This window comes from Salmonella sp. HY31 (assembly GCF_042604575.1).
Classification (GTDB): domain Bacteria; phylum Pseudomonadota; class Gammaproteobacteria; order Enterobacterales; family Enterobacteriaceae; genus Salmonella; species Salmonella diarizonae.
On record NZ_CP170479.1, the window covers coordinates 3,714,135 to 3,740,452 of the forward strand.

21 protein-coding genes, 3 tRNA genes, 3 rRNA genes and 1 other annotated feature are annotated in these 26,318 nt (G+C 50.9%); of the genes, 10 read left to right on the top strand and 17 right to left on the bottom strand.

All coding sequences use genetic code 11. The features are described from left to right. Positions 1 to 10: 10 nt before the first annotated feature. Positions 11 to 87, bottom strand: a tRNA-Asp gene (locus tag ACE15A_RS17710). A gap of 135 nt (positions 88 to 222) precedes the next feature. After that, positions 223 to 954, bottom strand: coding sequence for a DNA polymerase III subunit epsilon (gene dnaQ, locus ACE15A_RS17715; protein WP_023177499.1), 732 nt, complete (start codon positions 952 to 954; stop codon positions 223 to 225). Positions 955 to 1,017: 63 nt separating this feature from the next. Here dnaQ and rnhA point away from each other — a divergent pair, with 63 nt between their 5' ends. Then, entirely contained in the window at positions 1,018 to 1,485 is a 468-nt protein-coding gene (gene rnhA / locus ACE15A_RS17720; RefSeq protein WP_023248846.1) for a ribonuclease HI, read from the top strand. On the opposite strand, the gene ACE15A_RS17725 is transcribed toward rnhA, so the two are convergent. Further along, on the bottom strand, positions 1,482 to 2,204 hold the full coding sequence (locus ACE15A_RS17725; protein ID WP_023248845.1) for a class I SAM-dependent methyltransferase: 723 nt from the start codon (positions 2,202 to 2,204) through the stop codon (positions 1,482 to 1,484). The two genes, rnhA and ACE15A_RS17725, sit on opposite strands and share 4 nt — an antisense overlap. 34 nt (positions 2,205 to 2,238) lie before the next feature. On the opposite strand from ACE15A_RS17725, the gene gloB reads away from it, so the two are divergent. Beyond that, positions 2,239 to 2,994, top strand: a complete 756-nt coding sequence (gene gloB, locus ACE15A_RS17730) for a hydroxyacylglutathione hydrolase (protein ID WP_023248844.1) — start codon at positions 2,239 to 2,241, stop codon at positions 2,992 to 2,994. A 71-nt stretch (positions 2,995 to 3,065) separates the two neighbouring features. After that, complete coding sequence (mltD, locus tag ACE15A_RS17735) at positions 3,066 to 4,433, top strand: murein transglycosylase D (protein ID WP_053510640.1); 1,368 nt, start codon at positions 3,066 to 3,068, stop codon at positions 4,431 to 4,433. A gap of 56 nt (positions 4,434 to 4,489) precedes the next feature. Here the strand turns inward: mltD and ACE15A_RS17740 are convergent, their stop codons facing one another. Continuing rightward, positions 4,490 to 5,260: a class I SAM-dependent methyltransferase gene (locus ACE15A_RS17740; protein ID WP_023248842.1), complete on the bottom strand. Its 771-nt coding sequence runs from the start codon at positions 5,258 to 5,260 to the stop codon at positions 4,490 to 4,492. A 77-nt stretch (positions 5,261 to 5,337) separates the two neighbouring features. Then, the gene (locus ACE15A_RS17745; protein WP_023177512.1) at positions 5,338 to 6,138 is read right to left on the bottom strand and encodes an endonuclease/exonuclease/phosphatase family protein; all 801 of its coding nucleotides are present in this window, start codon (positions 6,136 to 6,138) and stop codon (positions 5,338 to 5,340) included. 240 nt (positions 6,139 to 6,378) lie between these two features. Here ACE15A_RS17745 and yafC point away from each other — a divergent pair, with 240 nt between their 5' ends. After that, positions 6,379 to 7,293 carry a DNA-binding transcriptional regulator YafC gene (gene yafC / locus ACE15A_RS17750; protein WP_023248841.1) on the top strand — a complete coding sequence of 305 codons (915 nt, stop codon included), beginning with the start codon at positions 6,379 to 6,381 and terminating at the stop codon, positions 7,291 to 7,293. Between the two features lie 85 nt (positions 7,294 to 7,378). Here yafC and ACE15A_RS17755 read toward each other — a convergent pair. The 8 genes from ACE15A_RS17755 to rluD form a co-directional block, all read right to left on the bottom strand. Next, positions 7,379 to 7,455, bottom strand: a tRNA-Asp gene (locus ACE15A_RS17755). 57 nt (positions 7,456 to 7,512) lie between these two features. Next, positions 7,513 to 7,628, bottom strand: a 5S ribosomal RNA gene (rrf, locus tag ACE15A_RS17760). A 197-nt stretch (positions 7,629 to 7,825) separates the two neighbouring features. Next, positions 7,826 to 10,733: ribosomal RNA gene (locus tag ACE15A_RS17765) — 23S ribosomal RNA — on the bottom strand. 319 nt (positions 10,734 to 11,052) lie between these two features. Then, a tRNA-Glu gene (locus tag ACE15A_RS17770) sits at positions 11,053 to 11,128 on the bottom strand. A gap of 85 nt (positions 11,129 to 11,213) precedes the next feature. After that, positions 11,214 to 12,755 (bottom strand): 16S ribosomal RNA (locus ACE15A_RS17775). Together the 16S, 23S and 5S rRNA genes with 2 tRNA genes alongside form the textbook arrangement of a ribosomal RNA operon. Positions 12,756 to 13,206: 451 nt before the next feature. Further along, positions 13,207 to 15,780 carry an ATP-dependent chaperone ClpB gene (gene clpB, locus ACE15A_RS17780; RefSeq protein ID WP_023246168.1) on the bottom strand — a complete coding sequence of 858 codons (2,574 nt, stop codon included), beginning with the start codon at positions 15,778 to 15,780 and terminating at the stop codon, positions 13,207 to 13,209. A 129-nt stretch (positions 15,781 to 15,909) separates the two neighbouring features. Further along, the gene (gene yfiH, locus ACE15A_RS17785) at positions 15,910 to 16,641 is read right to left on the bottom strand and encodes a purine nucleoside phosphorylase YfiH (protein ID WP_053508955.1); all 732 of its coding nucleotides are present in this window, start codon (positions 16,639 to 16,641) and stop codon (positions 15,910 to 15,912) included. Continuing rightward, the gene (rluD, locus tag ACE15A_RS17790; protein WP_023246170.1) at positions 16,638 to 17,618 is read right to left on the bottom strand and encodes a 23S rRNA pseudouridine(1911/1915/1917) synthase RluD; all 981 of its coding nucleotides are present in this window, start codon (positions 17,616 to 17,618) and stop codon (positions 16,638 to 16,640) included. Before rluD ends, yfiH begins: the two co-directional genes overlap by 4 nt. Before the next feature lie 131 nt (positions 17,619 to 17,749). On the opposite strand from rluD, the gene bamD reads away from it, so the two are divergent. The 4 genes from bamD to pheA all read left to right on the top strand — a co-directional run bounded on the left by bamD (position 17,750) and on the right by pheA (position 20,509). Beyond that, positions 17,750 to 18,487, top strand: a complete 738-nt coding sequence (gene bamD, locus ACE15A_RS17795) for an outer membrane protein assembly factor BamD (RefSeq protein WP_053508957.1) — start codon at positions 17,750 to 17,752, stop codon at positions 18,485 to 18,487. 271 nt (positions 18,488 to 18,758) lie between these two features. Then, positions 18,759 to 19,097, top strand: coding sequence for a ribosome-associated translation inhibitor RaiA (raiA, locus tag ACE15A_RS17800; protein ID WP_000178449.1), 339 nt, complete (start codon positions 18,759 to 18,761; stop codon positions 19,095 to 19,097). A 102-nt stretch (positions 19,098 to 19,199) separates the two neighbouring features. Beyond that, positions 19,200 to 19,326 (top strand) — a sequence feature (Phe leader region). After that, on the top strand, positions 19,201 to 19,248 hold the full coding sequence (gene pheL / locus ACE15A_RS17805) for a pheA operon leader peptide PheL (protein WP_102025861.1): 48 nt from the start codon (positions 19,201 to 19,203) through the stop codon (positions 19,246 to 19,248). It overlaps the preceding feature by 48 nt. A gap of 22 nt (positions 19,327 to 19,348) precedes the next feature. Then, positions 19,349 to 20,509: a bifunctional chorismate mutase/prephenate dehydratase gene (pheA, locus tag ACE15A_RS17810; protein ID WP_053508959.1), complete on the top strand. Its 1,161-nt coding sequence runs from the start codon at positions 19,349 to 19,351 to the stop codon at positions 20,507 to 20,509. On the opposite strand, the gene ACE15A_RS17815 is transcribed toward pheA, so the two are convergent. The 3 genes from ACE15A_RS17815 to aroF are packed head-to-tail and all read right to left on the bottom strand — an operon-like array spanning position 20,470 to position 23,636. Next, positions 20,470 to 21,378 carry an SMP-30/gluconolactonase/LRE family protein gene (locus ACE15A_RS17815; RefSeq protein WP_129382481.1) on the bottom strand — a complete coding sequence of 303 codons (909 nt, stop codon included), beginning with the start codon at positions 21,376 to 21,378 and terminating at the stop codon, positions 20,470 to 20,472. The two genes, pheA and ACE15A_RS17815, sit on opposite strands and share 40 nt — an antisense overlap. Before the next feature lie 56 nt (positions 21,379 to 21,434). After that, on the bottom strand, positions 21,435 to 22,556 hold the full coding sequence (tyrA, locus tag ACE15A_RS17820; RefSeq protein WP_023246174.1) for a bifunctional chorismate mutase/prephenate dehydrogenase: 1,122 nt from the start codon (positions 22,554 to 22,556) through the stop codon (positions 21,435 to 21,437). 9 nt (positions 22,557 to 22,565) lie between these two features. Then, positions 22,566 to 23,636, bottom strand: coding sequence for a 3-deoxy-7-phosphoheptulonate synthase AroF (aroF, locus tag ACE15A_RS17825; protein ID WP_023246175.1), 1,071 nt, complete (start codon positions 23,634 to 23,636; stop codon positions 22,566 to 22,568). 439 nt (positions 23,637 to 24,075) lie between these two features. Between aroF and ACE15A_RS17830 the strand changes: the two genes are divergently transcribed. Beyond that, a complete protein-coding gene (locus tag ACE15A_RS17830) occupies positions 24,076 to 24,594 on the top strand; it encodes a YfiR family protein (protein ID WP_053508962.1) in 519 nt (172 codons plus the stop codon). Next, a complete protein-coding gene (dgcN, locus tag ACE15A_RS17835) occupies positions 24,587 to 25,807 on the top strand; it encodes a diguanylate cyclase DgcN (protein WP_053508965.1) in 1,221 nt (406 codons plus the stop codon). Before ACE15A_RS17830 ends, dgcN begins: the two co-directional genes overlap by 8 nt. A 156-nt stretch (positions 25,808 to 25,963) precedes the next feature. Here the strand turns inward: dgcN and rplS are convergent, their stop codons facing one another. Then, on the bottom strand, positions 25,964 to 26,311 hold the full coding sequence (gene rplS, locus ACE15A_RS17840) for a 50S ribosomal protein L19 (protein ID WP_000065257.1): 348 nt from the start codon (positions 26,309 to 26,311) through the stop codon (positions 25,964 to 25,966). Positions 26,312 to 26,318: the final 7 nt, after the last annotated feature.

Consider the following 26,318-nt stretch of genomic DNA (forward strand, 5'->3'; position numbering starts at 1 on the left):
AATAATGAGTTGGCGGAACGGACGGGACTCGAACCCGCGACCCCCTGCGTGACAGGCAGGTATTCTAACCAACTGAACTACCGCTCCGTATTGTGTTCCCGCTGGGAACGAGGCGAATATTACGGTTTGCTGTGTCGCCCGTCAACGCTTTTTGTCACCTTTTGAATCAGTTGCTGCAAAAATCGCCCGAAGGATGATTTTTACCGCGTAAAAAGGGCTGAATTATGCCCGCCAAAGGCAACTTCCGCCCTTTTTCTGCACCAGATCAAGCCGCGATTCATGCGCAGCCAACTCTTCATCAGAGGCAAAAACGACCCGTAACCGGCTGGCCTGACGAACGATTCGCTGGATTGTCGCTTCACCTTGCTGACGTTGCGTCTCTCCTTCCATCGCAAACGTCATGGACGTCTGTCCGCCCGTCATCGCCAGATACACTTCGGCAAGAATCTGAGCATCGAGCAATGCCCCGTGCAAAGTACGTTTGCTGTTATCTATCTCATAACGCGAACACAGCGCATCAAGGCTGTTACGCTTGCCGGGGAACATTTTCCGCGCCAACGCCAGGCTGTCGGTAACTTTGCAGAAGGTATTAGTTTTAGGAATATCGCGTTTAAGCAGACCAAACTCATAATCCATAAAGCCGATATCGAACGATGCGTTATGGATGACCAGCTCCGCGCCGCGGATATAATCAAGAAACTCATCGACCACATCAGCAAAAACCGGTTTATCCAGCAGAAACTCATCGGCAATACCGTGTACGCCAAAAGCTTCCGGATCGACAAGGCGATCCGGCTTCAGGTAAACATGAAAATTGTTGCCGGTCAGACGACGGTTTATCACCTCAACCGCACCGATCTCAATAATCTTGTGACCTTCATAGTGCGCGCCTATCTGGTTCATACCGGTGGTTTCGGTATCGAGGACAATCTGTCGTGTAATTGCAGTGCTCATATCGGTCATTTATGTCAGACTTGCGTTTTGTTATCGATTTCAATTACAGGAAGTCTACCAGAGATGCTTAAACAGGTAGAAATTTTCACCGATGGCTCTTGCCTGGGGAATCCAGGGCCTGGTGGTTATGGCGCTATCTTACGCTATCGCGGCCATGAAAAAACGTTTAGTGAAGGTTACACCCTGACCACCAATAACCGTATGGAACTGATGGCGGCGATCATCGCGCTTGAAGCCTTAAAAGAACATTGCGAAGTTATATTGAGTACCGACAGCCAGTATGTGCGGCAGGGAATTACCCAATGGATTCATAACTGGAAGAAACGCGGCTGGAAAACAGCGGAAAAGAAACCCGTAAAAAATGTCGATCTCTGGAAACGTCTCGATGCTGCGTTAGGCCAGCATCAGATCAAATGGGTATGGGTCAAAGGCCATGCAGGCCATCCGGAAAACGAACGTTGCGATGAACTGGCGCGCGCTGCGGCAATGAATCCCACGCAGGAAGATAGTGGCTACCAGGCAGAAGCCTAGCCATCCGGTTTGCGATATTGCCGCGTGGCACCAACGGTCTGGCGAATGGGGGCTTTACTTTTATTATGTCGTAGAGGATTGAGCGTAAGCGGGATGGTCCGCTTACGGGCCACAATAAGCTGTAAACAGCCCAGAGCCGGGATATGCGTATTTAAAAGCCGCCCCCCCTGCTTTTTCCAGGGTAAGACATGAAAACGGCTATAGTGCAACACTTCGAAATTGAGTAAAGACAGCCAGTCCAGTTGCCGCATAAGGGTAAACATCCGACTATTATAGGGTGGTGATTTACGTAAAACGGGTACCAGTTTGCGCAATCCCATCAAACTGAGCGGGTTAAATCCACTGATGACCAGCCAACCGTCGTCAATCAATACGCGGTCGGCTTCCCGCAGTAAACGGTGTGGGTCGGCACACCACGGCAAAGTATGCGCCAGCAGACAAACATCGACGGATTTATCCGCAAAAGGAAGATGTAGCGGATCGGCCAGAACCTGCATCGGCGACCCCTGCGATGAAACATTCACCTGATGGGAGACCGCGCACGCTTCGGAATTGATTTCTGCGCTTAAATTACCGATTTTAAGCAAATGGAAACCATACATTTTTGCAAGCCACGGATTTAGCTGCTGTTCCAGCGCCTCACGGTAGTAATTGCCCCAGGGCAAATCCCCCCAACATCCGGGCGCAACGACAGTTTGAGAGAGCCTTGCCGGTTTCATCACAACCTTCCACTAATTATTTGAGAGGTAATATATGAATCTTAACAGTATTCCCGCATTTCAGGACAATTACATCTGGGTGCTGACCAATGATGAAGATCGCTGTGTGATTGTTGATCCCGGCGAAGCTGCGCCGGTCTTAAAGGCCATCGCTGAACATAAGTGGATTCCGGAGGCGATTTTCCTGACGCATCACCATCACGACCATGTTGGCGGAGTAAAAGAGCTGTTGCAACATTTCCCGCAAATGACAGTTTATGGACCGGCGGAAACGCAAGACAAGGGAGCAACCCATCTTGTTGGCGATGGCGATATTATCCTCGTTTTAGGACATAAATTTAGTATATTTGCCACGCCGGGTCACACGTCAGGACACATCTGTTACTTTAGCCATCCTTACCTATTCTGTGGCGACACGCTGTTCTCCGGCGGCTGCGGCCGACTGTTTGAAGGCACGCCATCACAGATGTATCAATCACTTATGAAAATAAATTCCCTACCTGACGACACACTCATTTGTAGCGCTCACGAATATACTTTAGCTAATATTAAGTTCGCATTGAGCATACTTCCGCACGATTCGTTCATAAATGAATATTATCGTAAAGTTAATGAGTTACGTGTAAAAAAACAAATGACATTACCCGTTATTCTTAAAAATGAGCGTAAGATTAATCTTTTTTTAAGAATTGAAGATATTGATTTAATTAATGAAATTAACAAAGAAACAATATTGCAACAACCAGAAGCGCGTTTTGCATGGTTAAGGTCAAAGAAAGACACGTTCTGATAATTCTTACTTGTCATTCGCTAACTTCGCCGTTATGATCGGTCGTCTTTTAAGCAACTATTGACACACACATGAAGGCAAAAGCGATATTACTCGCCTCTGTCCTGCTTGTGGGGTGCCAGGCGTCTCAGAACACTGGCAACGTCCAACAGCACGCACAGAGCCTTTCTGCAGCTGGTCAAGGGGAAGCAGGAAAGTTTACGAGTCAGGCACGATGGATGGACGACGGAACGTCTATCGCGCCAGATCAAGACTTGTGGGCTTTCATTGGCGACGAGCTGAAGATGGGAATTCCGGAAAACAGCCGGATTCGCGAACAAAAACAGAAGTATTTACGCAATAAGAGCTATCTCCACGATGTAACTTTACGGGCAGAGCCGTATATGTACTGGATAGCGGGGCAGGTTAAGAAACGTAACATGCCTATGGAGCTGGTACTACTACCCATAGTGGAGAGCGCTTTTGATCCTCACGCAACGTCTGGCGCCAATGCCGCAGGCATCTGGCAGATCATACCGAGCACAGGGCGCAATTATGGTTTAAAGCAGACCCGTAATTATGACGCGCGTCGCGATGTTGTAGCCTCTACGACCGCCGCGCTAGACATGATGCAGCGTCTGAACAAAATGTTTGACGGCGACTGGCTGTTAACCGTTGCAGCGTATAACAGCGGCGAAGGCCGTGTTATGAGGGCAATTAAAGCAAACAAAGCGCGTGGAAAACCGACGGATTTCTGGTCGCTTTCTTTGCCCAGGGAAACAAAAGTCTACGTACCTAAAATGCTGGCATTGAGTGAGATTCTCAAAAACAGCAAACACTACGGCGTACGTCTGCCAACAACAGATGAAAGCCGGGCGTTGGCGCGAGTTCGTTTAAACAGTCCAGTTGAAATGGCCCAGGTTGCGGATATGGCGGGCATGTCTATCAGCAAGCTGAAGACATTTAATGCCGGTGTAAAAGGGTCTACCTTAGGTGTAAGCGGTCCGCGATATGTTATGGTGCCCAAAAAGCATGCCGAGCAGTTGCGTGAGTCGCTGGCTTCCGGTGAGATTGACGCCGTTCAGTCTCGACTGATCGCCGACAATACGCCGTTGAATAGCCGTAGCTATAAGGTGCGATCTGGCGATACGCTTTCCGGTATTGCTTCGCGTCTTGGCGTAAGCACGAAAGACTTGCAGCAGTGGAATAATCTGCGTGGTTCCCGCCTGAAAATCGGGCAAAGCCTGACTGTGGGCGCTGGCAGCAGCGCACAACGACTGGCAAACAATAGCGATAGCATTACCTATCGTGTCCGTAAAGGCGATTCGCTTTCCAGTATCGCCAGACGTCACGGGGTGAATATCAAAGATGTGATGCGTTGGAACCATGATACGGATAATCTACAGCCGGGCGATCAGCTTACGTTGTTTGTGAAGGACAATAGCACGCCAGACTCCTGATATTGTCCTACGAAAAAGCCAAAAGGCGCCGCTTCCCCCGGCGCCTTTTATAATTGTTATACCGCCTTATACGCTTCCAGCATGATAGTATCACTGCTAAACGAGCCGTCATCCTGCAACTCAAAATAACGCTTCACCTCTGCCGATGCGCTCGCCTGATACAATCGAATCGCCTCAACCAGTGCCGCTGGTGTACGCATCCGCGTTACCCATGAGCGAAACTCCAGCGATAAACGATCGGTTACCACGGTATTCGTTACCAGCATCGCTTTATTGATCATCGCCAGCCATTCACCACTGGAATAGTTACGGACATGCGATGTGTCGCGTAACGCCTCCACCGTTTGCAGCCAGATATCGCGTACAGGATGTCCTGGCGACATGACATCCATGATAATCAGCACACCGCCGGGTTTTAATACTCGATTAACCTCACGCAATGCCTGACCAACGTCGTGCCAGTGATGCGCGGAATAGCGGCTAATCACCACCTCAAATGACGAATCTTCAAAGGGCAGTTTTTCTGCATAACCTTGCCGGAGAGTAATATTACTTAAATGTCTTTCTTCCGCCGCTCCGGCGACGACCTCAAGCATGCTGGCTGACAAATCGTATGCCACGACCGAGTTGACATATTGCGCGGCGACAAAACTGGCGTGTCCAGCCCCACATCCCATATCCAGTACACTCGCCAGGGAAAAGCCAGACAACCTTTGTGCCAGCCGCGCTAAGTCACGCCCCTCTGCGTGAACGGTGCTATGTAAATAAGCGTTCGCCTGTGAACCAAACTGCTTTTCAACATTGTCATGGTGGGAGTGCGTTGTCATGGTATTGCCCTTCTGTTATGGGAAAAGTAGAGGGCAGCACCCGTTGAGGTCTGCCCCACGGCAGACCTGACTCACCTTTATTGCTCAGGTTTGCCGGGACTGAATTCAACGAGTAGCGGATTGTGATCGGAAGCGCGCGTCACCAGTACGGAGGCTTCACTCACGTTTAAACCACGATAAAAAACAAAATCCAGCGGTCGTCCAAACGCACGACGGCGCTGATCGTCAGTAAAACGCACCTGGCGCAGTGACATCTCACGCGCAAAGCGGTACAACGCATTCATACGTGGGCGACTCCAGGCATTAAAATCACCCGCCATAATGACAGGGCCGCTATGATGCGCAATCTGGTCGCCGATCGGAAGTAACTGCTTACTGTACACGTCAACGCCCAGACTAAAATTTACCGCATGAACATTTACTACCATTAATAAACGGGTATCCGGCAATGGATATACCGTCACCAGAGCTGATTTCGCCAAACGTAAAATCGGTTCTCTTTCCCGTAAAGGGCAGCAGTAAACTGGATGGGCGGCAGAAAGCGTCATGACGCCAGACGGATGCTGAGGTAATACAAAAGCGGGAACCTGGTCGGCAGCAAGATAGTTAGCGGTGGCAAACTGTACCAGTTCAGGCGTCGTCTGCGCCTCCTGCAACAGGACCAGATGCGCATCTTTGCCGTAGTTCTTCAGCACCGATAACCATTCGGCCCGCTGTTGCTTGAATATATTCCACACGAGGATACGGATTCGATCTTCACTGCTTAGCGGTTCCCCGGCGGGCAATGCCTGGCCAATGCTCGCAAACGACCCTGGTGGTAAAATCCGTTCGGCGGGCTGTCCGGCAACATAGCGCATCGCATAGGTGTTTTTTCGCACTTTTGACTTTCAAACCTCTATAACGTCAACCAATCCGGAAACGGAATGGTTATTCTGTTATAGGGATTTTAGCGCAGACTTTCAATGTACAATTGCCTATTGTTAAGTTTGCAAGCACTTACATCATCATTTATCTGCCAAAACCATCAACGCTACGTCTGACAGCAATCGGATGACATGTTGCGCCAACGAATGTTTTAATAACAAAATTCAACGTAAAGCCAAACTACAGGTACAAATTTGAAAGCGACATCAGAAGAACTTGCCATTTTCGTAGCCGTAGTTGAAAGCAGGAGTTTTAGTCGCGCCGCAGAACGGCTGGGACAGGCCAATTCCGCAATTAGCCGTTCAGTAAAAAAACTGGAAATGAAGCTGGGCGTCAATCTGATTAACCGAACGACAAGGCAGCTTAGTCTTACAGAAGAAGGCGAACGCTATTTTCGCCGCGTACAGATAATATTGCAGGAAATGGCCGCTGCTGAAACGGAAATAATGGAAACCCGCAATACTCCTCGCGGTTTACTGCGTATTGATGCCGCCACGCCAGTTATCCTGCATTTTCTGATGCCGTTGATAAAACCTTTCCGTGAGCGCTATCCGGAGGTCACGCTGTCGCTGGCCTCCTCAGAAACATTTATTAATCTTATAGAACGAAAGGTCGATGTCGCGATACGTGCTGGTACTCTGACCGATTCCAGCTTACGTGCTCGTCCTTTATTTACCAGCTACCGAAAAATAATTGCGTCTCCTGATTACATCGCTCGCTACGGCACCCCCACAAACGTCGAAGAACTGAAGCAACATGTATGCCTGGGATTCACCGAACCGCTTTCGCTCAATACCTGGCCAGTTGCTTGCTGCGATGGGCAGTTGTATGAAATTCATAGCGGGATTTCCTCTAACAGCGGGGAGACGTTGAAGCAGCTTTGCCTTAGTGGGAATGGTATCGCCTGCCTGTCAGACTACATGATCGATAAAGAGATCGCACAAGGCATGTTGGTAGAGTTGATGGCAGATAAACGGTTACCGGTAGAAATGCCCTTCAGTGCCGTTTACTACAGCGATCGTGCCGTCAGTACCCGGATACGGGCCTTTATTGATTTCCTCAGCGAGCATGTAAAAGCAGCATCAGAAAATACGGCCAAAGGGAGCTAAAATGCGGAAGACTATTGCCAGAAGAGCAACGATAAACAATAGACAAGAAAAAAGCCCTGAACATATGCTCAGGGCTCTTAATAAGTGGCGGAACGGACGGGACTCGAACCCGCGACCCCCTGCGTGACAGGCAGGTATTCTAACCAACTGAACTACCGCTCCACCGAATTCTTTTACTTTACTACCACCGGCTGTCACCCCGGATTACTGCAATTTGATGCCTGGCAGTTCCCTACTCTCGCATGGGGAGACCCCACACTACCATCGGCGCTACGGCGTTTCACTTCTGAGTTCGGCATGGGGTCAGGTGGGACCACCGCGCTACGGCCGCCAGGCAAATTCTTTTGTGCTCTGTACGCAATTCTTTATCGCATCAGCGGTGTTGGCTGCATTCGTAAAGTCAGGCACATACTTCTGTATGCTCCTTCCTTTCCTTCGCTTGCCGCCTTGCTGCTGCGCAAATTATTGCGTACTCAACTCTGAATCAGTGCTGAAAATCGTCTCTCAACCGCCAAAACATCTTCGGCGTTGTAAGGTTAAGCCTCACGGTTCATTAGTACCGGTTAGCTCAACGCATCGCTGCGCTTACACACCCGGCCTATCAACGTCATCGTCTTTAACGTTCCTTCAGGAGACTCAAGGTCTCAGGGAAGACTCATCTCGGGGCAAGTTTCGTGCTTAGATGCTTTCAGCACTTATCTTTTCCGCATTTAGCTACCGGGCAGTGCCATTGGCATGACAACCCGAACACCAGTGATGCGTCCACTCCGGTCCTCTCGTACTAGGAGCAGCCCCCCTCAGTCTTCCAGCGCCCACGGCAGATAGGGACCGAACTGTCTCACGACGTTCTAAACCCAGCTCGCGTACCACTTTAAATGGCGAACAGCCATACCCTTGGGACCTACTTCAGCCCCAGGATGTGATGAGCCGACATCGAGGTGCCAAACACCGCCGTCGATATGAACTCTTGGGCGGTATCAGCCTGTTATCCCCGGAGTACCTTTTATCCGTTGAGCGATGGCCCTTCCATTCAGAACCACCGGATCACTATGACCTGCTTTCGCACCTGCTCGCGCCGTCACGCTCGCAGTCAAGCTGGCTTATGCCATTGCACTAACCTCCTGATGTCCGACCAGGATTAGCCAACCTTCGTGCTCCTCCGTTACTCTTTAGGAGGAGACCGCCCCAGTCAAACTACCCACCAGACACTGTCCGCAACCCGGATTACGGGTCCACGTTAGAACATCAAACATTAAAGGGTGGTATTTCAAGGTCGGCTCCACGCAGACTGGCGTCCACGCTTCAAAGCCTCCCACCTATCCTACACATCAAGGCTCAATGTTCAGTGTCAAGCTATAGTAAAGGTTCACGGGGTCTTTCCGTCTTGCCGCGGGTACACTGCATCTTCACAGCGAGTTCAATTTCACTGAGTCTCGGGTGGAGACAGCCTGGCCATCATTACGCCATTCGTGCAGGTCGGAACTTACCCGACAAGGAATTTCGCTACCTTAGGACCGTTATAGTTACGGCCGCCGTTTACCGGGGCTTCGATCAGGAGCTTCGCTTGCGCTGACCCCATCAATTAACCTTCCGGCACCGGGCAGGCGTCACACCGTATACGTCCACTTTCGTGTTTGCACAGTGCTGTGTTTTTAATAAACAGTTGCAGCCAGCTGGTATCTTCGACTGACTTCAGCTCCATGAGTAAATCACTTCACCTACGTGTCAGCGTGCCTTCTCCCGAAGTTACGGCACCATTTTGCCTAGTTCCTTCACCCGAGTTCTCTCAAGCGCCTTGGTATTCTCTACCTGACCACCTGTGTCGGTTTGGGGTACGATTTGATGTTACCTGATGCTTAGAGGCTTTTCCTGGAAGCAGGGCATTTGTTGCTTCAGCACCGTGGTGCCTCGTCATCACGCCTCAGTGTTAAAGTGAACCGGATTTACCTGGAACACACACCTACACGCTTAAACCGGGACAACCGTCGCCCGGCCAACATAGCCTTCTCCGTCCCCCCTTCGCAGTAACACCAAGTACGGGAATATTAACCCGTTTCCCATCGACTACGCCTTTCGGCCTCGCCTTAGGGGTCGACTCACCCTGCCCCGATTAACGTTGGACAGGAACCCTTGGTCTTCCGGCGAGCGGGCTTTTCACCCGCTTTATCGTTACTTATGTCAGCATTCGCACTTCTGATACCTCCAGCACCCCTCACAGGACACCTTCAACGGCTTACAGAACGCTCCCCTACCCAACAACACACAGTGTCGCTGCCGCAGCTTCGGTGCATGGTTTAGCCCCGTTACATCTTCCGCGCAGGCCGACTCGACCAGTGAGCTATTACGCTTTCTTTAAATGATGGCTGCTTCTAAGCCAACATCCTGGCTGTCTGGGCCTTCCCACATCGTTTCCCACTTAACCATGACTTTGGGACCTTAGCTGGCGGTCTGGGTTGTTTCCCTCTTCACGACGGACGTTAGCACCCGCCGTGTGTCTCCCGTGATAACATTCTCCGGTATTCGCAGTTTGCATCGGGTTGGTAAGCCGGGATGGCCCCCTAGCCGAAACAGTGCTCTACCCCCGGAGATGAGTTCACGAGGCGCTACCTAAATAGCTTTCGGGGAGAACCAGCTATCTCCCGGTTTGATTGGCCTTTCACCCCCAGCCACAGGTCATCCGCTAATTTTTCAACATTAGTCGGTTCGGTCCTCCAGTTAGTGTTACCCAACCTTCAACCTGCCCATGGCTAGATCACCGGGTTTCGGGTCTATACCCTGCAACTTAACGCCCAATTAAGACTCGGTTTCCCTTCGGCTCCCCTATGCGGTTAACCTTGCTACAGAATATAAGTCGCTGACCCATTATACAAAAGGTACGCAGTCACCCCCCATAAAGAGAGGCTCCCACTGCTTGTACGTACACGGTTTCAGGTTCTGTTTCACTCCCCTCGCCGGGGTTCTTTTCGCCTTTCCCTCACGGTACTGGTTCACTATCGGTCAGTCAGGAGTATTTAGCCTTGGAGGATGGTCCCCCCATATTCAGACAGGATACCACGTGTCCCGCCCTACTCATCGAGCTCACAGCATGTGCGCTTTTGTGTACGGGGCTCTCACCCTGTATCGCGCGCCTTTCCAGACGCTTCCACTAACACACATGCTGATTCAGGCTCTGGGCTCCTCCCCGTTCGCTCGCCGCTACTGGGGGAATCTCGGTTGATTTCTTTTCCTCGGGGTACTTAGATGTTTCAGTTCCCCCGGTTCGCCTCATTAACCTATGGATTCAGTTAATGATAGTGTGACGAGTCACACTGGGTTTCCCCATTCGGACATCGCCGGTTATAACGGTTCATATCACCTTACCGGCGCTTTTCGCAGATTAGCACGTCCTTCATCGCCTCTGACTGCCAGGGCATCCACCGTGTACGCTTGGTCGCTTAACCTCACAACCCGAAGATGTCTTGTTCTGTCCGGTTTGTTGCGCGTTGTGAATACTGCGTTGTTCCGTACTCGCGATGCTCATGGACATCAAGTCCACTGCGCTCGCTGCGTGCGGTACGCCTTGTCTTCACTTCGCTCACTTCACCTTTTACAGGTCATCTTCATGATTGCGAAAATTTGAGAGACTCATGAACAATCGGAATTGTTCTTGTTTCAATTTTCAGCTTGATCCAGATTTTTAAAGAGCAAATATCTCAAACATGACTCGTAAGTCAGTTTTGAGATACTGATGGCAACGCCTTTCACACATTACCGCGCAAGTGGCGTCCCCTAGGGGATTCGAACCCCTGTTACCGCCGTGAAAGGGCGGTGTCCTGGGCCTCTAGACGAAGGGGACACTGAAGTCTCAATCGCAAGACGCCTTGCTTTTCACTTTTCATCAGACAATCTGTGTGAGCACTGCAAAGACCGTTTCTTTCAGGTAAGGAGGTGATCCAACCGCAGGTTCCCCTACGGTTACCTTGTTACGACTTCACCCCAGTCATGAATCACAAAGTGGTAAGCGCCCTCCCGAAGGTTAAGCTACCTACTTCTTTTGCAACCCACTCCCATGGTGTGACGGGCGGTGTGTACAAGGCCCGGGAACGTATTCACCGTGGCATTCTGATCCACGATTACTAGCGATTCCGACTTCATGGAGTCGAGTTGCAGACTCCAATCCGGACTACGACGCACTTTATGAGGTCCGCTTGCTCTCGCGAGGTCGCTTCTCTTTGTATGCGCCATTGTAGCACGTGTGTAGCCCTGGTCGTAAGGGCCATGATGACTTGACGTCATCCCCACCTTCCTCCAGTTTATCACTGGCAGTCTCCTTTGAGTTCCCGACCTAATCGCTGGCAACAAAGGATAAGGGTTGCGCTCGTTGCGGGACTTAACCCAACATTTCACAACACGAGCTGACGACAGCCATGCAGCACCTGTCTCACAGTTCCCGAAGGCACATTCGCATCTCTGCAAACTTCTGTGGATGTCAAGACCAGGTAAGGTTCTTCGCGTTGCATCGAATTAAACCACATGCTCCACCGCTTGTGCGGGCCCCCGTCAATTCATTTGAGTTTTAACCTTGCGGCCGTACTCCCCAGGCGGTCTACTTAACGCGTTAGCTCCGGAAGCCACGCCTCAAGGGCACAGCCTCCAAGTAGACATCGTTTACGGCGTGGACTACCAGGGTATCTAATCCTGTTTGCTCCCCACGCTTTCGCACCTGAGCGTCAGTCTTTGTCCAGGGGGCCGCCTTCGCCACCGGTATTCCTCCAGATCTCTACGCATTTCACCGCTACACCTGGAATTCTACCCCCCTCTACAAGACTCAAGCCTGCCAGTTTCGAATGCAGTTCCCAGGTTGAGCCCGGGGATTTCACATCCGACTTGACAGACCGCCTGCGTGCGCTTTACGCCCAGTAATTCCGATTAACGCTTGCACCCTCCGTATTACCGCGGCTGCTGGCACGGAGTTAGCCGGTGCTTCTTCTGCGGGTAACGTCAATTGCTGCGGTTATTAACCACAACACCTTCCTCCCCGCTGAAAGTACTTTACAACCCGAAGGCCTTCTTCATACACGCGGCATGGCTGCATCAGGCTTGCGCCCATTGTGCAATATTCCCCACTGCTGCCTCCCGTAGGAGTCTGGACCGTGTCTCAGTTCCAGTGTGGCTGGTCATCCTCTCAGACCAGCTAGGGATCGTCGCCTTGGTGAGCCGTTACCTCACCAACAAGCTAATCCCATCTGGGCACATCTGATGGCAAGAGGCCCGAAGGTCCCCCTCTTTGGTCTTGCGACGTTATGCGGTATTAGCCACCGTTTCCAGTAGTTATCCCCCTCCATCAGGCAGTTTCCCAGACATTACTCACCCGTCCGCCACTCGTCAGCAAAGCAGCAAGCTGCTTCCTGTTACCGTTCGACTTGCATGTGTTAGGCCTGCCGCCAGCGTTCAATCTGAGCCATGATCAAACTCTTCAATTTAAGTTTGATGCTCGTGAATTAAACTTCGTAATGAATTACGTGTTCACTCAGAGACTTGGTATTCATTTTTCGTCCAGGGACGTTAAGAATCCGTATCTTCGAGTGCCCACACAGATTGTCTGATAAATTGTTAAAGAGCAGGTGCGACGCGGCTTTCAGCTCACCGTCGCGAGGTGGCGTATATTACGCTTTCCTCTTTTTGAGTCAAGCATTTATTTTTGCTTTCCTCACCGACTTCTTAACGAAGCCTTCCTGACCCGGCGGCCTGTATGCCGTTGTTCCGTGTCAGTGGTGGCGCATTATAGGGAGTTATTTGGGGCTGACAAGACCTAAATGCAAAAAAAAGCTCAATCGGTCACCTTTCAAACAACATTTGAACCAAAAGCTTATTTTTGCCTGGTTTTTAAACAAAAACGAGCCCGTCAGGGCCCGTTTTATTCAAATTTGTGACTTACTGCACTGCCACAATACGATCACCATTGGCTTCAAGGCGAATCACTTTGCCAGGAACCAATTCACCAGACAGGATTTGCTGCGCCAGTGGGTTTTCGATCTGCTGTTGAATAGCACGTTTCAACGGACGTGCTCCGTAGACCGGATCGTAACCGTTGGCGCTCAACAGTTTCAGCGCCTCGTCGGAGATATGGATTTCATAACCACGCTCTTCCAGACGTTTGTACAGACGCTGCAGCTGGATCTGAGCAATAGAAGCAATGTGTTGCTCACCTAACGGATGGAATACCACGACTTCATCAATACGGTTGATAAATTCCGGACGGAAGTTTTGGCTAACCACACCCAGCACCATCTCTTTCATCCGACCGTAATCCAGTTCGCCAAAACGCTCCTGAATGAGATCAGAACCGAGGTTAGAAGTCATAATGACGACCGTATTACGGAAGTCGACCGTTCTCCCTTGCCCGTCAGTCAAACGACCGTCGTCCAGCACCTGCAACAGGATGTTGAATACATCCGGATGCGCTTTCTCCACTTCATCCAACAAGATGACGGAATAAGGGCGACGGCGCACCGCTTCCGTCAAATAACCGCCTTCTTCATAACCGACATATCCCGGAGGCGCCCCGACCAGACGAGACACCGAGTGTTTCTCCATAAACTCAGACATGTCAATACGCACCATCGCGTCGTCGCTGTCGAACATAAAGTTAGCCAGCGCTTTACACAGTTCGGTTTTACCCACCCCCGTCGGCCCGAGGAACAGGAAGGAACCAATCGGACGGTTCGGATCGGACAGCCCCGCGCGGCTACGACGTATGGCGTTCGAGACCGCTTCAACGGCTTCATTCTGTCCGATCACGCGGCTGTGTAACTCTTGTTCCATACGCAACAGTTTTTCACGTTCGCCTTCCAGCATTCTGGCAACCGGAATACCGGTCCAGCGCGCCAGTACTTCGGCAATTTCCGCATCCGTCACTTTGTTACGTAACAGACGCATGGTTTTGCCTTCGGACTGGGTGGCTGCTTCCAACTGTTTTTCCAGCTCCGGAATTTTGCCGTACTGCAACTCGGACATCCGCGCCAGATCGCCAACACGACGCGCCTGCTCAATGGCGATCTTCGCCTGCTCCAGCTCCGCTTTAATGGTTTGTGTACCAGAAAGTGACGCTTTTTCCGCTTTCCACTCTTCTTCTAACTCAGAGTACTGACGCTCTTTATCGTCCAGTTCTTCATTCAGCATATCGAGGCGTTTTTTGCTCGCCTCGTCAGACTCTTTCATCAACGCCTGCTGTTCCAGTTTGAGCTGGATAATGCGGCGGTCGAGCCTGTCCAGCTCCTCCGGCTTAGAGTCAATCTGCATACGAATGCTGGATGCCGCTTCATCGATGAGGTCGATAGCTTTATCCGGCAACTGACGGTCGGCGATATAGCGGTGAGACAACGTTGCCGCCGCCACAATCGCCGGGTCAGTGATCTGCACATGGTGGTGCAGCTCGTAACGTTCTTTCAGGCCACGCAGAATCGCGATGGTGTCTTCAACGCTTGGCTCAGCCACAAACACTTTCTGGAAGCGACGTTCCAGCGCCGCATCTTTTTCGATGTACTGACGGTATTCATCCAGCGTGGTGGCGCCCACGCAGTGCAGCTCACCACGCGCCAGCGCCGGTTTCAGCATGTTCCCAGCATCCATTGCGCCATCAGCCTTACCAGCGCCGACCATCGTGTGCAGTTCGTCGATAAACAGAATGACGTTGCCTTCCTGTTTTGCAAGGTCGTTCAGCACGCCTTTCAGTCGTTCTTCAAATTCGCCGCGATATTTTGCCCCGGCCACCAGCGCGCCCATATCCAGCGCCAGTACGCGGCGGCCTTTTAAGCCTTCAGGGACTTCACCATTAATAATGCGCTGCGCCAGTCCTTCAACAATTGCCGTCTTACCGACCCCTGGCTCACCGATTAACACCGGGTTGTTTTTAGTACGGCGTTGCAATACCTGAATGGTACGGCGAATTTCTTCATCACGACCAATTACCGGGTCAAGCTTGCCTTGCTCAGCCCGCTCGGTCAGATCGACAGTATATTTTTTCAAGGCCTGACGTTGGTCTTCAGCCCCTTGATCGTTCACGCTTTCACCTCCACGCATCTGTTCAATTGCCTGAGTGATATTGGCCGTGGTCGCACCGGCTGATTTCAGCAGATCGGTTAACGTGCCGCGAGACTCAAGCGCCGCCAGAACAAACAGCTCTGACGAAATAAAATTGTCCCCCCGTTTTTGCGCCAGCTTGTCGCAAAGGTTCAGTACGCGTACCAGATCCGAAGAAGGCTGTACGTCGCCGCCGGTGCCTTCCACCTGCGGTAAACGGCTCAGCGCCTGATCGATAGCGGTGCGCAACTGGCCAGCATTAATGCCGGCAGAGGTTAATAAAGGACGTATCGATCCCCCTTCCTGGTTCAGCAAGGCGCTCATTAAATGAAGAGGTTCGATGAATTGGTTGTCGTGCCCCAGCGCGAGCGACTGGGCATCGGCAAGAGCAAGCTGGAATTTATTAGTAAGACGATCCAGACGCATAACTCCTCCCATAACAGGTCAAAATTGCTACTGGAGATTAAATGAGGTCATCCCTCAATTATTCAAGGTGAATGACCTGAATTATGTGAAAAGAAAGTTACCCGTACCGGATCGTCTTGATTCTTTAGGTTATATCAGCCAAATAAAACTTGCCATACGACCTGTCGTCTTGTCGCGACGATAAGAGAAGAAAGTCTCACTTTCGCTAAAGGTGCAGCGATCCCCGCCATAGACATGTTCAACGCCGGTATTCGCCAGACGTTGGCGTGCAAGCTGATAAATATCCGCCAGAAATTTTTCCCCGCGCGGCAAAAATGCGCTATCGGCTTGCGCATCTTTTGCTAAAAATGCGTCACGTACTTCCGGCCCCACTTCAAACGCGGTCGGGCCGATCGCCGGGCCTAACCAGGCGATGATATTTTCTGGGTTGTCAGCAAAGCAGGCGACAGTCTCCTCCAGTACGCCTTCACATAATCCGCGCCAGCCCGCATGAGCCGCCGCCACTTCTGTTCCCTCACGGTTACAGAATAGCACAGGCAGACAATCTGCCGTCATTACCGCGCAGACGGTTCCTGGCGTATTGCTGTAAGACGCATCCGCACGTTTGGAGGCATACGGTTCCCCGGTAAGCCTCAACACATTTTTACCGTGAACCTGTTCAAGCCAGACAGGTTTCGAAAGCAGATTGCCCGCCGCAAACAGACGCTTGCGGTTCTCTTCAACATGCTCCGGGTTATCGCCGCAATGCGCGCCCAGATTCAGCGAGTCGTAAGGCGGTAAACTCACCCCGCCAATACGGGTAGAGCTACAGGCTGCGACGCCTTTCGGCAGCGGCCACTGCGGGACAATCAGTGCATTCATAACCAGTCCACATCATCTTTATGAGCTTCGAAATCGGCGCGCATCGCATCGATAAGGTCCACCATATCTTGTGGAATCGGCGCGTGCCACTCCATTTCGATACCCGATACAGGATGGTAGAGACGCAGCATCGTTGCATGAAGCGCCTGTCGGTCAAACTTACGCAGCGTGGAAATAAATTCTTCCGATGCGCCTTTCGGTGGACGTGGACGCCCGCCATATACCTGATCGCCCACCAACGGATGCGTAATATGCGCCATATGCACGCGGATCTGGTGCGTACGTCCGGTCTCCAGACGCAGCCTAAGGCGCGTGTGCACACGGAAATGTTCCATAATACGGTAATGAGTCACCGCCGGTTTGCCCATCGGATGCACCGACATATGCGTACGTTTGGTCGGGTGACGACTAATTGGCTCATTCACCGTTCCTCCCGCCGTCATATGTCCGATCGCGACCGCTTCATATTCGCGGGTGATCTCGCGCAACTGTAAAGACTCCACCAGGCGCGTTTGCGCCGGAACGGTTTTCGCCACCACCATCAGCCCCGTCGTGTCCTTATCCAGACGATGCACGATGCCCGCGCGCGGGACATCCGCAATCGGCGGATAATAATGTAACAACGCGTTCAGTACCGTACCGTCCGGGTTACCGGCGCCAGGATGTACCACCAGATCGCGTGGCTTGTTGATAACCAGAATATCGTCATCTTCATAAACAATATCTAACGGGATATCCTGCGCTTCAAAACGAATCTCTTCGTCGATCTCCGCATCAATAGCCACCCGCTCGCCGCCTAACACTTTTTCTTTTGGTTTATCGCAAAGTTGACCATTGACCAACACGCGCTGATTCAAAATCCATTCTTTTATACGCGAACGTGAATAATCCGGGAACATTTCGGCCAAAGCTTGATCTAAGCGTTGACCGAGTTGGTTTTCGGAGACCGTTGCGGTGAGTTGTACTCGTTGTGCCATATACAGCTTCTTCGTTTAACGTTGGGTTTTACGGCTTTGCCGTTTAATATAGTGTGCTATTGTAGCTGGTCTTAACCGGGAGCAGGAACAGAGAATCTCCCGTAAAACATTTTGAGGAAAGTCAAAACGTCATGACGCGCATGAAATATCTGGTGGCAGCAGCCACGTTGAGCCTGTTTCTGGCGGGTTGCTCGGGTTCAAAGGAAGAGGTGCCCGATAATCCGCCGAATGAAATCTACGCGACTGCTCAGCAAAAGCTGCAGGACGGTAACTGGAAACAGGCAATAACGCAATTGGAAGCGTTAGATAATCGTTATCCATTCGGACCGTATTCTCAGCAGGTGCAGTTGGATCTTATCTACGCCTATTACAAAAACGCCGATCTGCCGCTAGCGCAGGCCGCCATCGATCGTTTTATGCGTCTTAATCCAACGCACCCTAATATTGATTATGTCATGTACATGCGCGGCCTGACGAACATGGCGCTGGATGATAGCGCGCTGCAAGGTTTTTTTGGCGTCGATCGCAGCGATCGCGATCCGCAGCATGCGCGGGCGGCGTTCAATGACTTTTCGAAACTGGTACGCAACTATCCTAATAGCCAGTACACAACCGACGCCACTAAGCGTCTGGTATTCCTGAAAAACCGTCTGGCGAAATATGAATATTCCGTCGCAGAGTACTATACCGCGCGCGGCGCATGGGTTGCGGTGGTAAACCGGGTAGAAGGTATGCTACGCAATTATCCTGATACGCAGGCCACGCGCGATGCGTTGCCGCTGATGGAAAACGCCTATCGTCAGATGCAGCTAAATGCGCAGGCTGACAAAGTAGCGAAAATTATTGCCGCTAACAGCAAAAACACCTGAAGCAATACAAACAAGCAAAACGGCAGCCTCCCGGCTGCCGTTTTTTTATTCGGTATCTGATGCAACAGAAATGATTTCACTGCAATACATCCAGTCAAATATGGCCTGCTTTCAGGCATTCCTCAAGTAAAAGATCGCTTCTTCCTGCGATGCCTCACAAAAAGTTCGCCTTGACAAAAAGTGACAAAATAATGTGATTTATATCACACATTTTGACATTAAGAACGGTATGCTGGAATCACCAAGACGGGAAAGACAAGAGGTAAAATTTATGACAATGAACATTACCAGTAAACAAATGGAAATTACTCCGGCAATCCGCCAACATGTCGCAGACCGTCTCGCCAAACTGGAAAAATGGCAAACTCACCTGATTAATCCCCATATCATTCTGTCCAAAGAGCCACAGGGCTTTATTGCTGACGCCACCATTAATACACCGAACGGACATCTGGTCGCCAGCGCAAAACACGAAGATATGTACACCGCTATTAATGAATTGATCAACAAGCTGGAACGGCAGCTCAATAAAGTGCAGCACAAAGGCGAAGCCCGTCGTGCCACCGCATCGGTGAAAGATGCCAGCTTCGTCGAAGCAGAAGAAGAGTAGTCCCTTACATTGAGTGTATCGCCAACGCGCCTTCGGGCGCGTTTTTTGTTGACAGGATTAAAACAGTACGGGTACTGTACTTACGTACACAAAGGAAACAGTTATGAAGCTAGCCCGGTTTTTCTTCGCATTCTTTTTTACCTTCCCCTGACCGGGAGGCGTTTCGTCATGTGATAAAGAATGCGAAGACGAACAAGAAGGCCTCCCCCCACCGGGAGGCCTTTTTTATTGATAACAAAAAAGGCAACACTATGACATCGGAAAACCCGTTACTGGCGCTGCGAGATAAAATCAGCGCCTTAGACGAAGAGTTACTGGCTCTACTGGCAAAACGACGCGCGCTGGCGATTGAAGTGGGACAAGCGAAGCTACTGTCACATCGTCCGGTTCGGGATATCGATCGTGAACGCGCGCTGCTGGACAGGCTCATCCATCTCGGTAAAGCTCACCATCTCGACGCACACTACATTACCCGTCTGTTCCAGCTTATCATTGAAGACTCCGTGCTTACTCAGCAGGCGCTGCTGCAACAACATCTGAATAATACTCACCCTCATTCGGCACGTATTGCGTTTCTTGGGCCGAAAGGCTCTTATTCTCATCTCGCGGCGCGCCAGTATGCCGCACGCCATTTTGAGCAATTTATTGAGAGCGGCTGCGCAAAATTCGCCGATATTTTTCATCAGGTCGAAACCGGCCAGGCCGATTACGCCGTGGTTCCGATAGAGAACACCAGCTCCGGCGCCATCAACGATGTGTACGACTTATTGCAACACACCAGTCTGTCGATTGTCGGTGAGATGACCGTAACTATCGATCACTGCGTACTGGTTTGCGGCACCACGGATCTGAATACCATCGAAACGGTGTACAGCCATCCGCAACCGTTCCAGCAGTGTAGTAAGTTTTTGAGCCGCTATCCGCACTGGAAAATCGACTATACCGAAAGTACGTCGGCAGCGATGGAAAAAGTCGCGCAGGCGAACTCTCCGCGCGTCGCGGCGCTCGGCAGCGAGGCAGGCGGCATGTTGCACGGTTTACAGGTGCTGGAACGCATCGCCGCAAACCAGACGCAGAATATCACCCGCTTTCTGGTACTGGCGCGCAAAGCCATCAACGTTTCCGATCAGGTTCCGGCAAAAACCACTCTGTTAATCGCCACCGGGCAGCAGGCTGGCGCGCTGGTTGAAGCATTGCTGGTGCTGCGTAACCACAATCTCATCATGACGAAGCTGGAGTCGCGCCCAATTCACGGCAATCCGTGGGAAGAGATGTTTTATCTCGATATTCAGGCGAACCTGGAGTCGCAGGTAATGCAAAGTGTGCTAAAAGAGCTGGGCGAGATCACACGCTCAATGAAAGTGCTTGGCTGCTATCCCAGCGAAAACGTCGTGCCGGTAGAACCTGCCTGACGTTCAATAAAGCGGCTTTTCTTCATCCCTGCGACGGTTACCTGCAGGGTGAAGATGGCGCCTGAGAGCGGATAATCCGCCACTTCCTGAGCAGACATATTTTCTCTGGTAGTCGTAATAAACAACGTTTTCATGTCTGCGCCGCCAAAGCAAACCATCGTCGGACAACGTACCGGCAACCGGTACTCTTCCAGTGGCTCTCCTTGCGGTGAGAAACGCGCCACGCGCCAGCCGTCAAACATCGCGCTCCAGTAGCACCCTTCGCTATCCATCGCCGCGCCGTCGGGAAGTCCTTCTCCTTCGCCAAAATGGCGAAAAAGTTCACGCTTACCCGGTTCGCCATGCTTATCAAGTAACGTGCGGTAAATCACGCCATTCGGCGTATCGGAGGTATACATCCACTGGTTATCCGGGCTGAACGCCAGGCCGTTGTGTCCCTGGATATCGCACTGGATCACTTTTGCCGTCAGATCATGATCGATCCGCATCAGCAACGCGCCATTATAGTCACCCGGCGCCCAGAACGTCCCGGCATAAAAACGCCCATCGCCATCGGTGCCGCCATCATTGAAACGCGCCAGTTTCGCATTAGAGGGATTGTCGCAAACCTTACGCTGCAATAATCCATTTTTATCGGCCAGCCAGATAGCATGACGCATGGCCACAATAAATCCACCCTGCTCACGCAAGGCAAAACATCCCACCTCTTCCAGAAACGCCAGCACGCTATGCGCCCCACTCGCCGGATGGTAACGATGGATCTCCTGTTCCAGGATATCGGCCCAATACAGCGCGCTTTCATCTTCGCTCCATGTGGGGCATTCTGGTAAATGTCCGACATAATCAAATAAAACGTGCGGCGTAGTCATACGGTTCCTTAAACGAAAAAAGCCAGCAAAGCTGGCTTTCAGTATAGATGTCATCATTATTGTCGGCTGTCATTCGCCTGACGCAATAACACACGGCTTTCATTCTGAAAATGTCTGGCATAATCGCCAAACCAGTGTTCGACTTTGCGAAAACTGTCGATAAAAGCCTGCTTATCGCCCTGCTCCAGTAAACCGATCGCATCGCCAAAACGTTTATAGTAACGCTTGATAAGCGCCAGATTGCGCTCCGATGACATAATAATGTCAGCGTACAGTTGCGGGTCCTGGGCGAACAGACGCCCGACCATCGCCAGCTCTAGTCGATAAATCGGCGATGATAGCGCCAGAAGCTGCTCAAGCTGGACGTTCTCTTCCGCCAGATGCAGCCCATAAGCGAAGGTAGCAAAGTGGCGCAGCGCCTGGATAAAAGCCATGTTCTGATCGTGCTCGACAGCGCTAATTCGGTGCAACCGGGCGCCCCAAACCTGAATTTGCTCAAGGAACCACTGATACGCTTCCGGTTGGCGCCCATCACACCAGACCACCACCTGCTTCGCCAGGCTCCCGCTATCCGGACCAAACATCGGATGCAAGCCCAGTACAGGACCATCATGGGCCGCCAACATTGCCTGCAACGGGCCGCTTTTCACCGATGCCAGATCGACCAGAATACAGTCGGACGGCAGGCACGGCAGTTGGGCTATGACCTGTTCAGTAACATGAATCGGCACGCTGACGATCACCATTCCGGCATCGGCGACAATCTCCCTGGCGCGCGGCCAGTCCTGCTGTTCCAGAATACGGACCTGATAGCCCGACAGCGTGAGCATTTTTTCGAACAGACGCCCCATCTGTCCGCCGCCGCCCACAATGACGACCGGACGCAGAGAAGGACAAAGCGTTTTGAACCCCTTATCATTTTCGCTGGAGTAAGATTCACGCATTACCCGGCGCAAGACATCTTCAATGAGATCGGGCGGAACACCGATCGCTTCTGCTTCCGCCCGTCGCGAAGCCAGCATAGAGGCCTCACGTTCCGGCACGTAAATAGGCAGGCCAAAACGGCTTTTCACCTCGCCGACTTCGGCAACCAGTTCCAGGCGCTTAGCCAGTAAATTCAGCAACGCTTTATCGACATCATCTATTTGATCGCGTAACGCGGTCAATTCAGCAACCATAACAACCTCTTATGCTACACGCACCGCCAGTTGGCCGCTCAAATCTTTATGAATCTCACGTAACAGGGCATCGGTCATCTCCCAGCTAATACAAGCATCGGTGACGGAAACGCCATACTTCATTTCGCTGCGCGGCTGTTCGGAAGACTGATTACCCTCATGAATATTACTTTCAATCATTAAGCCAATGATTGAACGATTGCCATCTTTAATCTGCGCAACTACAGATTCTGCCACGGCTGGCTGGCGGCGATAATCTTTATTGGAGTTACCATGACTGCAATCTACCATCAGCGAAGGACGTAGTCCCGCCTGTTCCATCTCTTTTTCACACTGAGCGACATCTGCCGGGCTATAATTTGGCGCTTTGCCACCACGCAGAATCACATGGCCATGCGGATTTCCCTGGGTTTGCAATAACGCTACCTGACCGGCCTGGTTAATGCCAACAAAACGATGGGGTTGCGCAGCGGCGCGCATGGCGTTAATTGCTGTCGCCAGACTGCCATCTGTGCCGTTTTTAAAGCCGACCGGCATAGAAAGACCAGACGCCATTTCGCGGTGGGTTTGCGATTCGGTTGTACGCGCGCCTATCGCCGACCAGCTAAACAGATCGCCCAGGTATTGCGGGCTGTTCGGATCCAACGCTTCGGTCGCCAATGGCAGCCCCATATTCACCAGTTCCACCAGTAGATGACGCGCTATTTTCAACCCGGCTTCCACATCAAATGAGCCATCCATATGAGGATCGTTAATCAGCCCTTTCCAGCCGACGGTAGTCCGCGGCTTTTCAAAATAGACGCGCATTACCAGATAGAGGCTATCGCTGACCTCTGCGGCAAGGGCTTTAAATCGACGGGCATATTCCAGAGCGGTTTCAGGATCGTGAATAGAACAAGGACCGCATACCACCAACAGACGCGGATCGCGCCCGGCAATAATGTCAGAAATGATTCCTCGGGACTGCGCTATCTGCGCTTCCTGCGCCAGGCTCAACGGAAAGGCCGCTTTAAGCTGCTCCGGCGTCATTAATACCTGTTCATCGGTGATACGTACGTTATTCAGCGCGTCTTTTTGCATGATGGCGATCCTGTCTTTTCTTGTTTGCGATAGTTGATCCTCCACGAGGATGTTTAAACCATACCACAAAAAGTAAAGATTTCAATCCATATTACGTAAAATAAACTTTACACTAAACGCAGAATCAGATTAAAACCCTTCATTTCGTATCAAAAATTTTACACTATAAGTAAATTATTTTATTCCCATCCTCGGAAAAGCGCTAAAATGAGCAATGCTCGCCATTTTTTGATTATTTTTTCTCCGCACGCATAATTTTACTTTCTGATATACGTTAATTAATACCGTTATCACAAAAATTTAATATTAGTGATATCACTTAAGACATTCATATTATCAATAAGAAATAATGACGATATGGCAAAATAATGTTATTTTGCTACAAATAATCATGGATGTATTTTAATGCTTTACGACTGAAGATGGAGGGGACTTGTTAATGCGTTTTTCTCACCTATTTATCTTTCTGTTATCGCTATTATTAGCAAGCTTGCCTCTGTATGCTCAACGCGTCACGGAAGAAGAGAAATCCGTACGCGCCATCGTCTCCGGTATCGTCAGTTATACACACTGGCCGACGTTATCCGGACCGCCAAGGCTATGCATATTTTCATCTTCGCGTTTTGTCAGGGTACTTAGCGAAGAGGCTGGCTGGGCTTTCCCTTATCAACCTCTTGTCATCCGTACAACACAAGAGGCCATGAGCGCCCGCTGTGACGGTTTTTACTTTGGCAATGAATCGCCATCTTATCAGGTAGAATTAACGCGTCATTATCCAGTTAACGCCTTGTTATTAATTACCGAACAAAATACCGAATGTATTATTGGCAGCGCATTTTGTCTGATCATTAACAATGATGAAGTCAAATTTTCCGTGAATCTGGACTCCCTCTCGCATAGCGGCGTGAGAGTGAATCCAGAAGTATTAATGCTTGCACGGAATCAAAAGCATGAATAAGGAATTTTCTCTGTCCAGACCAACATTTAAACGCACACTACGGCGGATTAGTATAATCAGCGTGCTGCTCACAATGACATTGATCTGGCTATTAATTTGCGTTGCATCTGTCCTTACGCTCAAACAGTATGCGCAAAAAAATCTCGATTTGACCGCCGCCACGATGCCCCATAACCTTGAAGCGGCGCTGGTATTTTCCGATAACGCGGCCGCGGCGGAAACGCTCGCCACTCTGGGACGTCAGGGACAATTTTCAGCAGCGGAGGTCCGCGATAAAAATGGCCGTATCATCGCCTCATGGCGCTATGATGCGCGAGCCGCAGACGATAAGCTCATCGGTTTAATTAGCCATTGGCTTTTCCCATTACCGGTATCGCAACCAGTCTGGCACAACGGTAGGGCCATCGGCGAAGTACGGTTTGTTGCCCGCGATAGCCTTATTGGTCATTTTATCTGGCTATCGCTGGCAGTGCTGACAGGATGTATTCTGCTGGCATCCGGTATTGCCCTGCTGCTCACGCGTTATTTGCATAATGGCGTTGTGGATGCGCTACAAAATATTACTGAAGTCGTACACGACGTTCGCACTAACCGAAATTTTTCACGCCGGGTACCTGATGAGCGTATCGAGGAATTTCACCTTTTTGCGCAGGATTTCAATAGTCTTCTGGATGAGATGGAAGAGTGGCAGCTACGGCTCCAGGCTAAAAATGCACAACTACTGCGTACCGCGCTGCACGATCCGCTGACAGGGCTTGCCAATCGTGCGGCATTTCGCAGCTGTATTAACGCGCTGATGAAGGATAATTACGCCCGTAGCAGTTCGGCATTGTTATTTCTGGATGGCGATAACTTTAAATATATTAACGATACCTGGGGACATGCGGCAGGCGACCGCGTACTTATTGAGGTTGCCAAAAGATTAGCGGAGTTCGGTGGTAACCGTTATCAGACTTACCGACTCGGCGGCGATGAATTTGCGATGGTGCTTTACGGTGTACATTCGGAGTATGAAGTACAACGTATTTGCGCGGCGCTATCCCAGGCGTTTAATCGACCTTTTGAACTACATAACGGCCTGCGGATAACGATGCCCCTGAGTATTGGCTTCGCGCTGACATGGGAACATGCCACTGCCGAAAAACTACAAGAACTGGCCGATCGAAATATGTATCAGGCTAAACACCGGCGTACGGAACGCTCGCTAAACTAAGGAGCGAGCCAGAGCATTTCTGACTCAACGTTGATATCACAGACCCAGCCTAATCATAAAATCTTCTATGAAGTGGAGTAACCTATAAAAAAAGGGGCCAGCATAATGCCAGCCCCTTGTTTTCTACAAGCTTTCGGATGTTGCGAAAGCGCGCTCTTAGTTAAGACGCTCTTTGATACGAGCCGCTTTACCAGTACGCTCACGCAGGTAGTACAGTTTAGCTTTACGAACAGCACCACGACGTTTAACAGCAATGCTGTCAACTACCGGAGAGTGAGTCTGGAAGACACGCTCAACGCCTTCGCCGTTGGAAATTTTACGAACAGTGAATGCAGAGTGCAGACCGCGGTTACGAATAGCGATAACCACGCCCTCGAATGCCTGCAGACGTTTCTTGGTACCTTCAACAACCCATACTTTCACTTCCACGGTATCGCCCGGACGGAAGGAAGGTACGTTCTGCTTCATCTGCTCTTGTTCAAGTTGCTTAATAATGTTGCTCATAATTTAA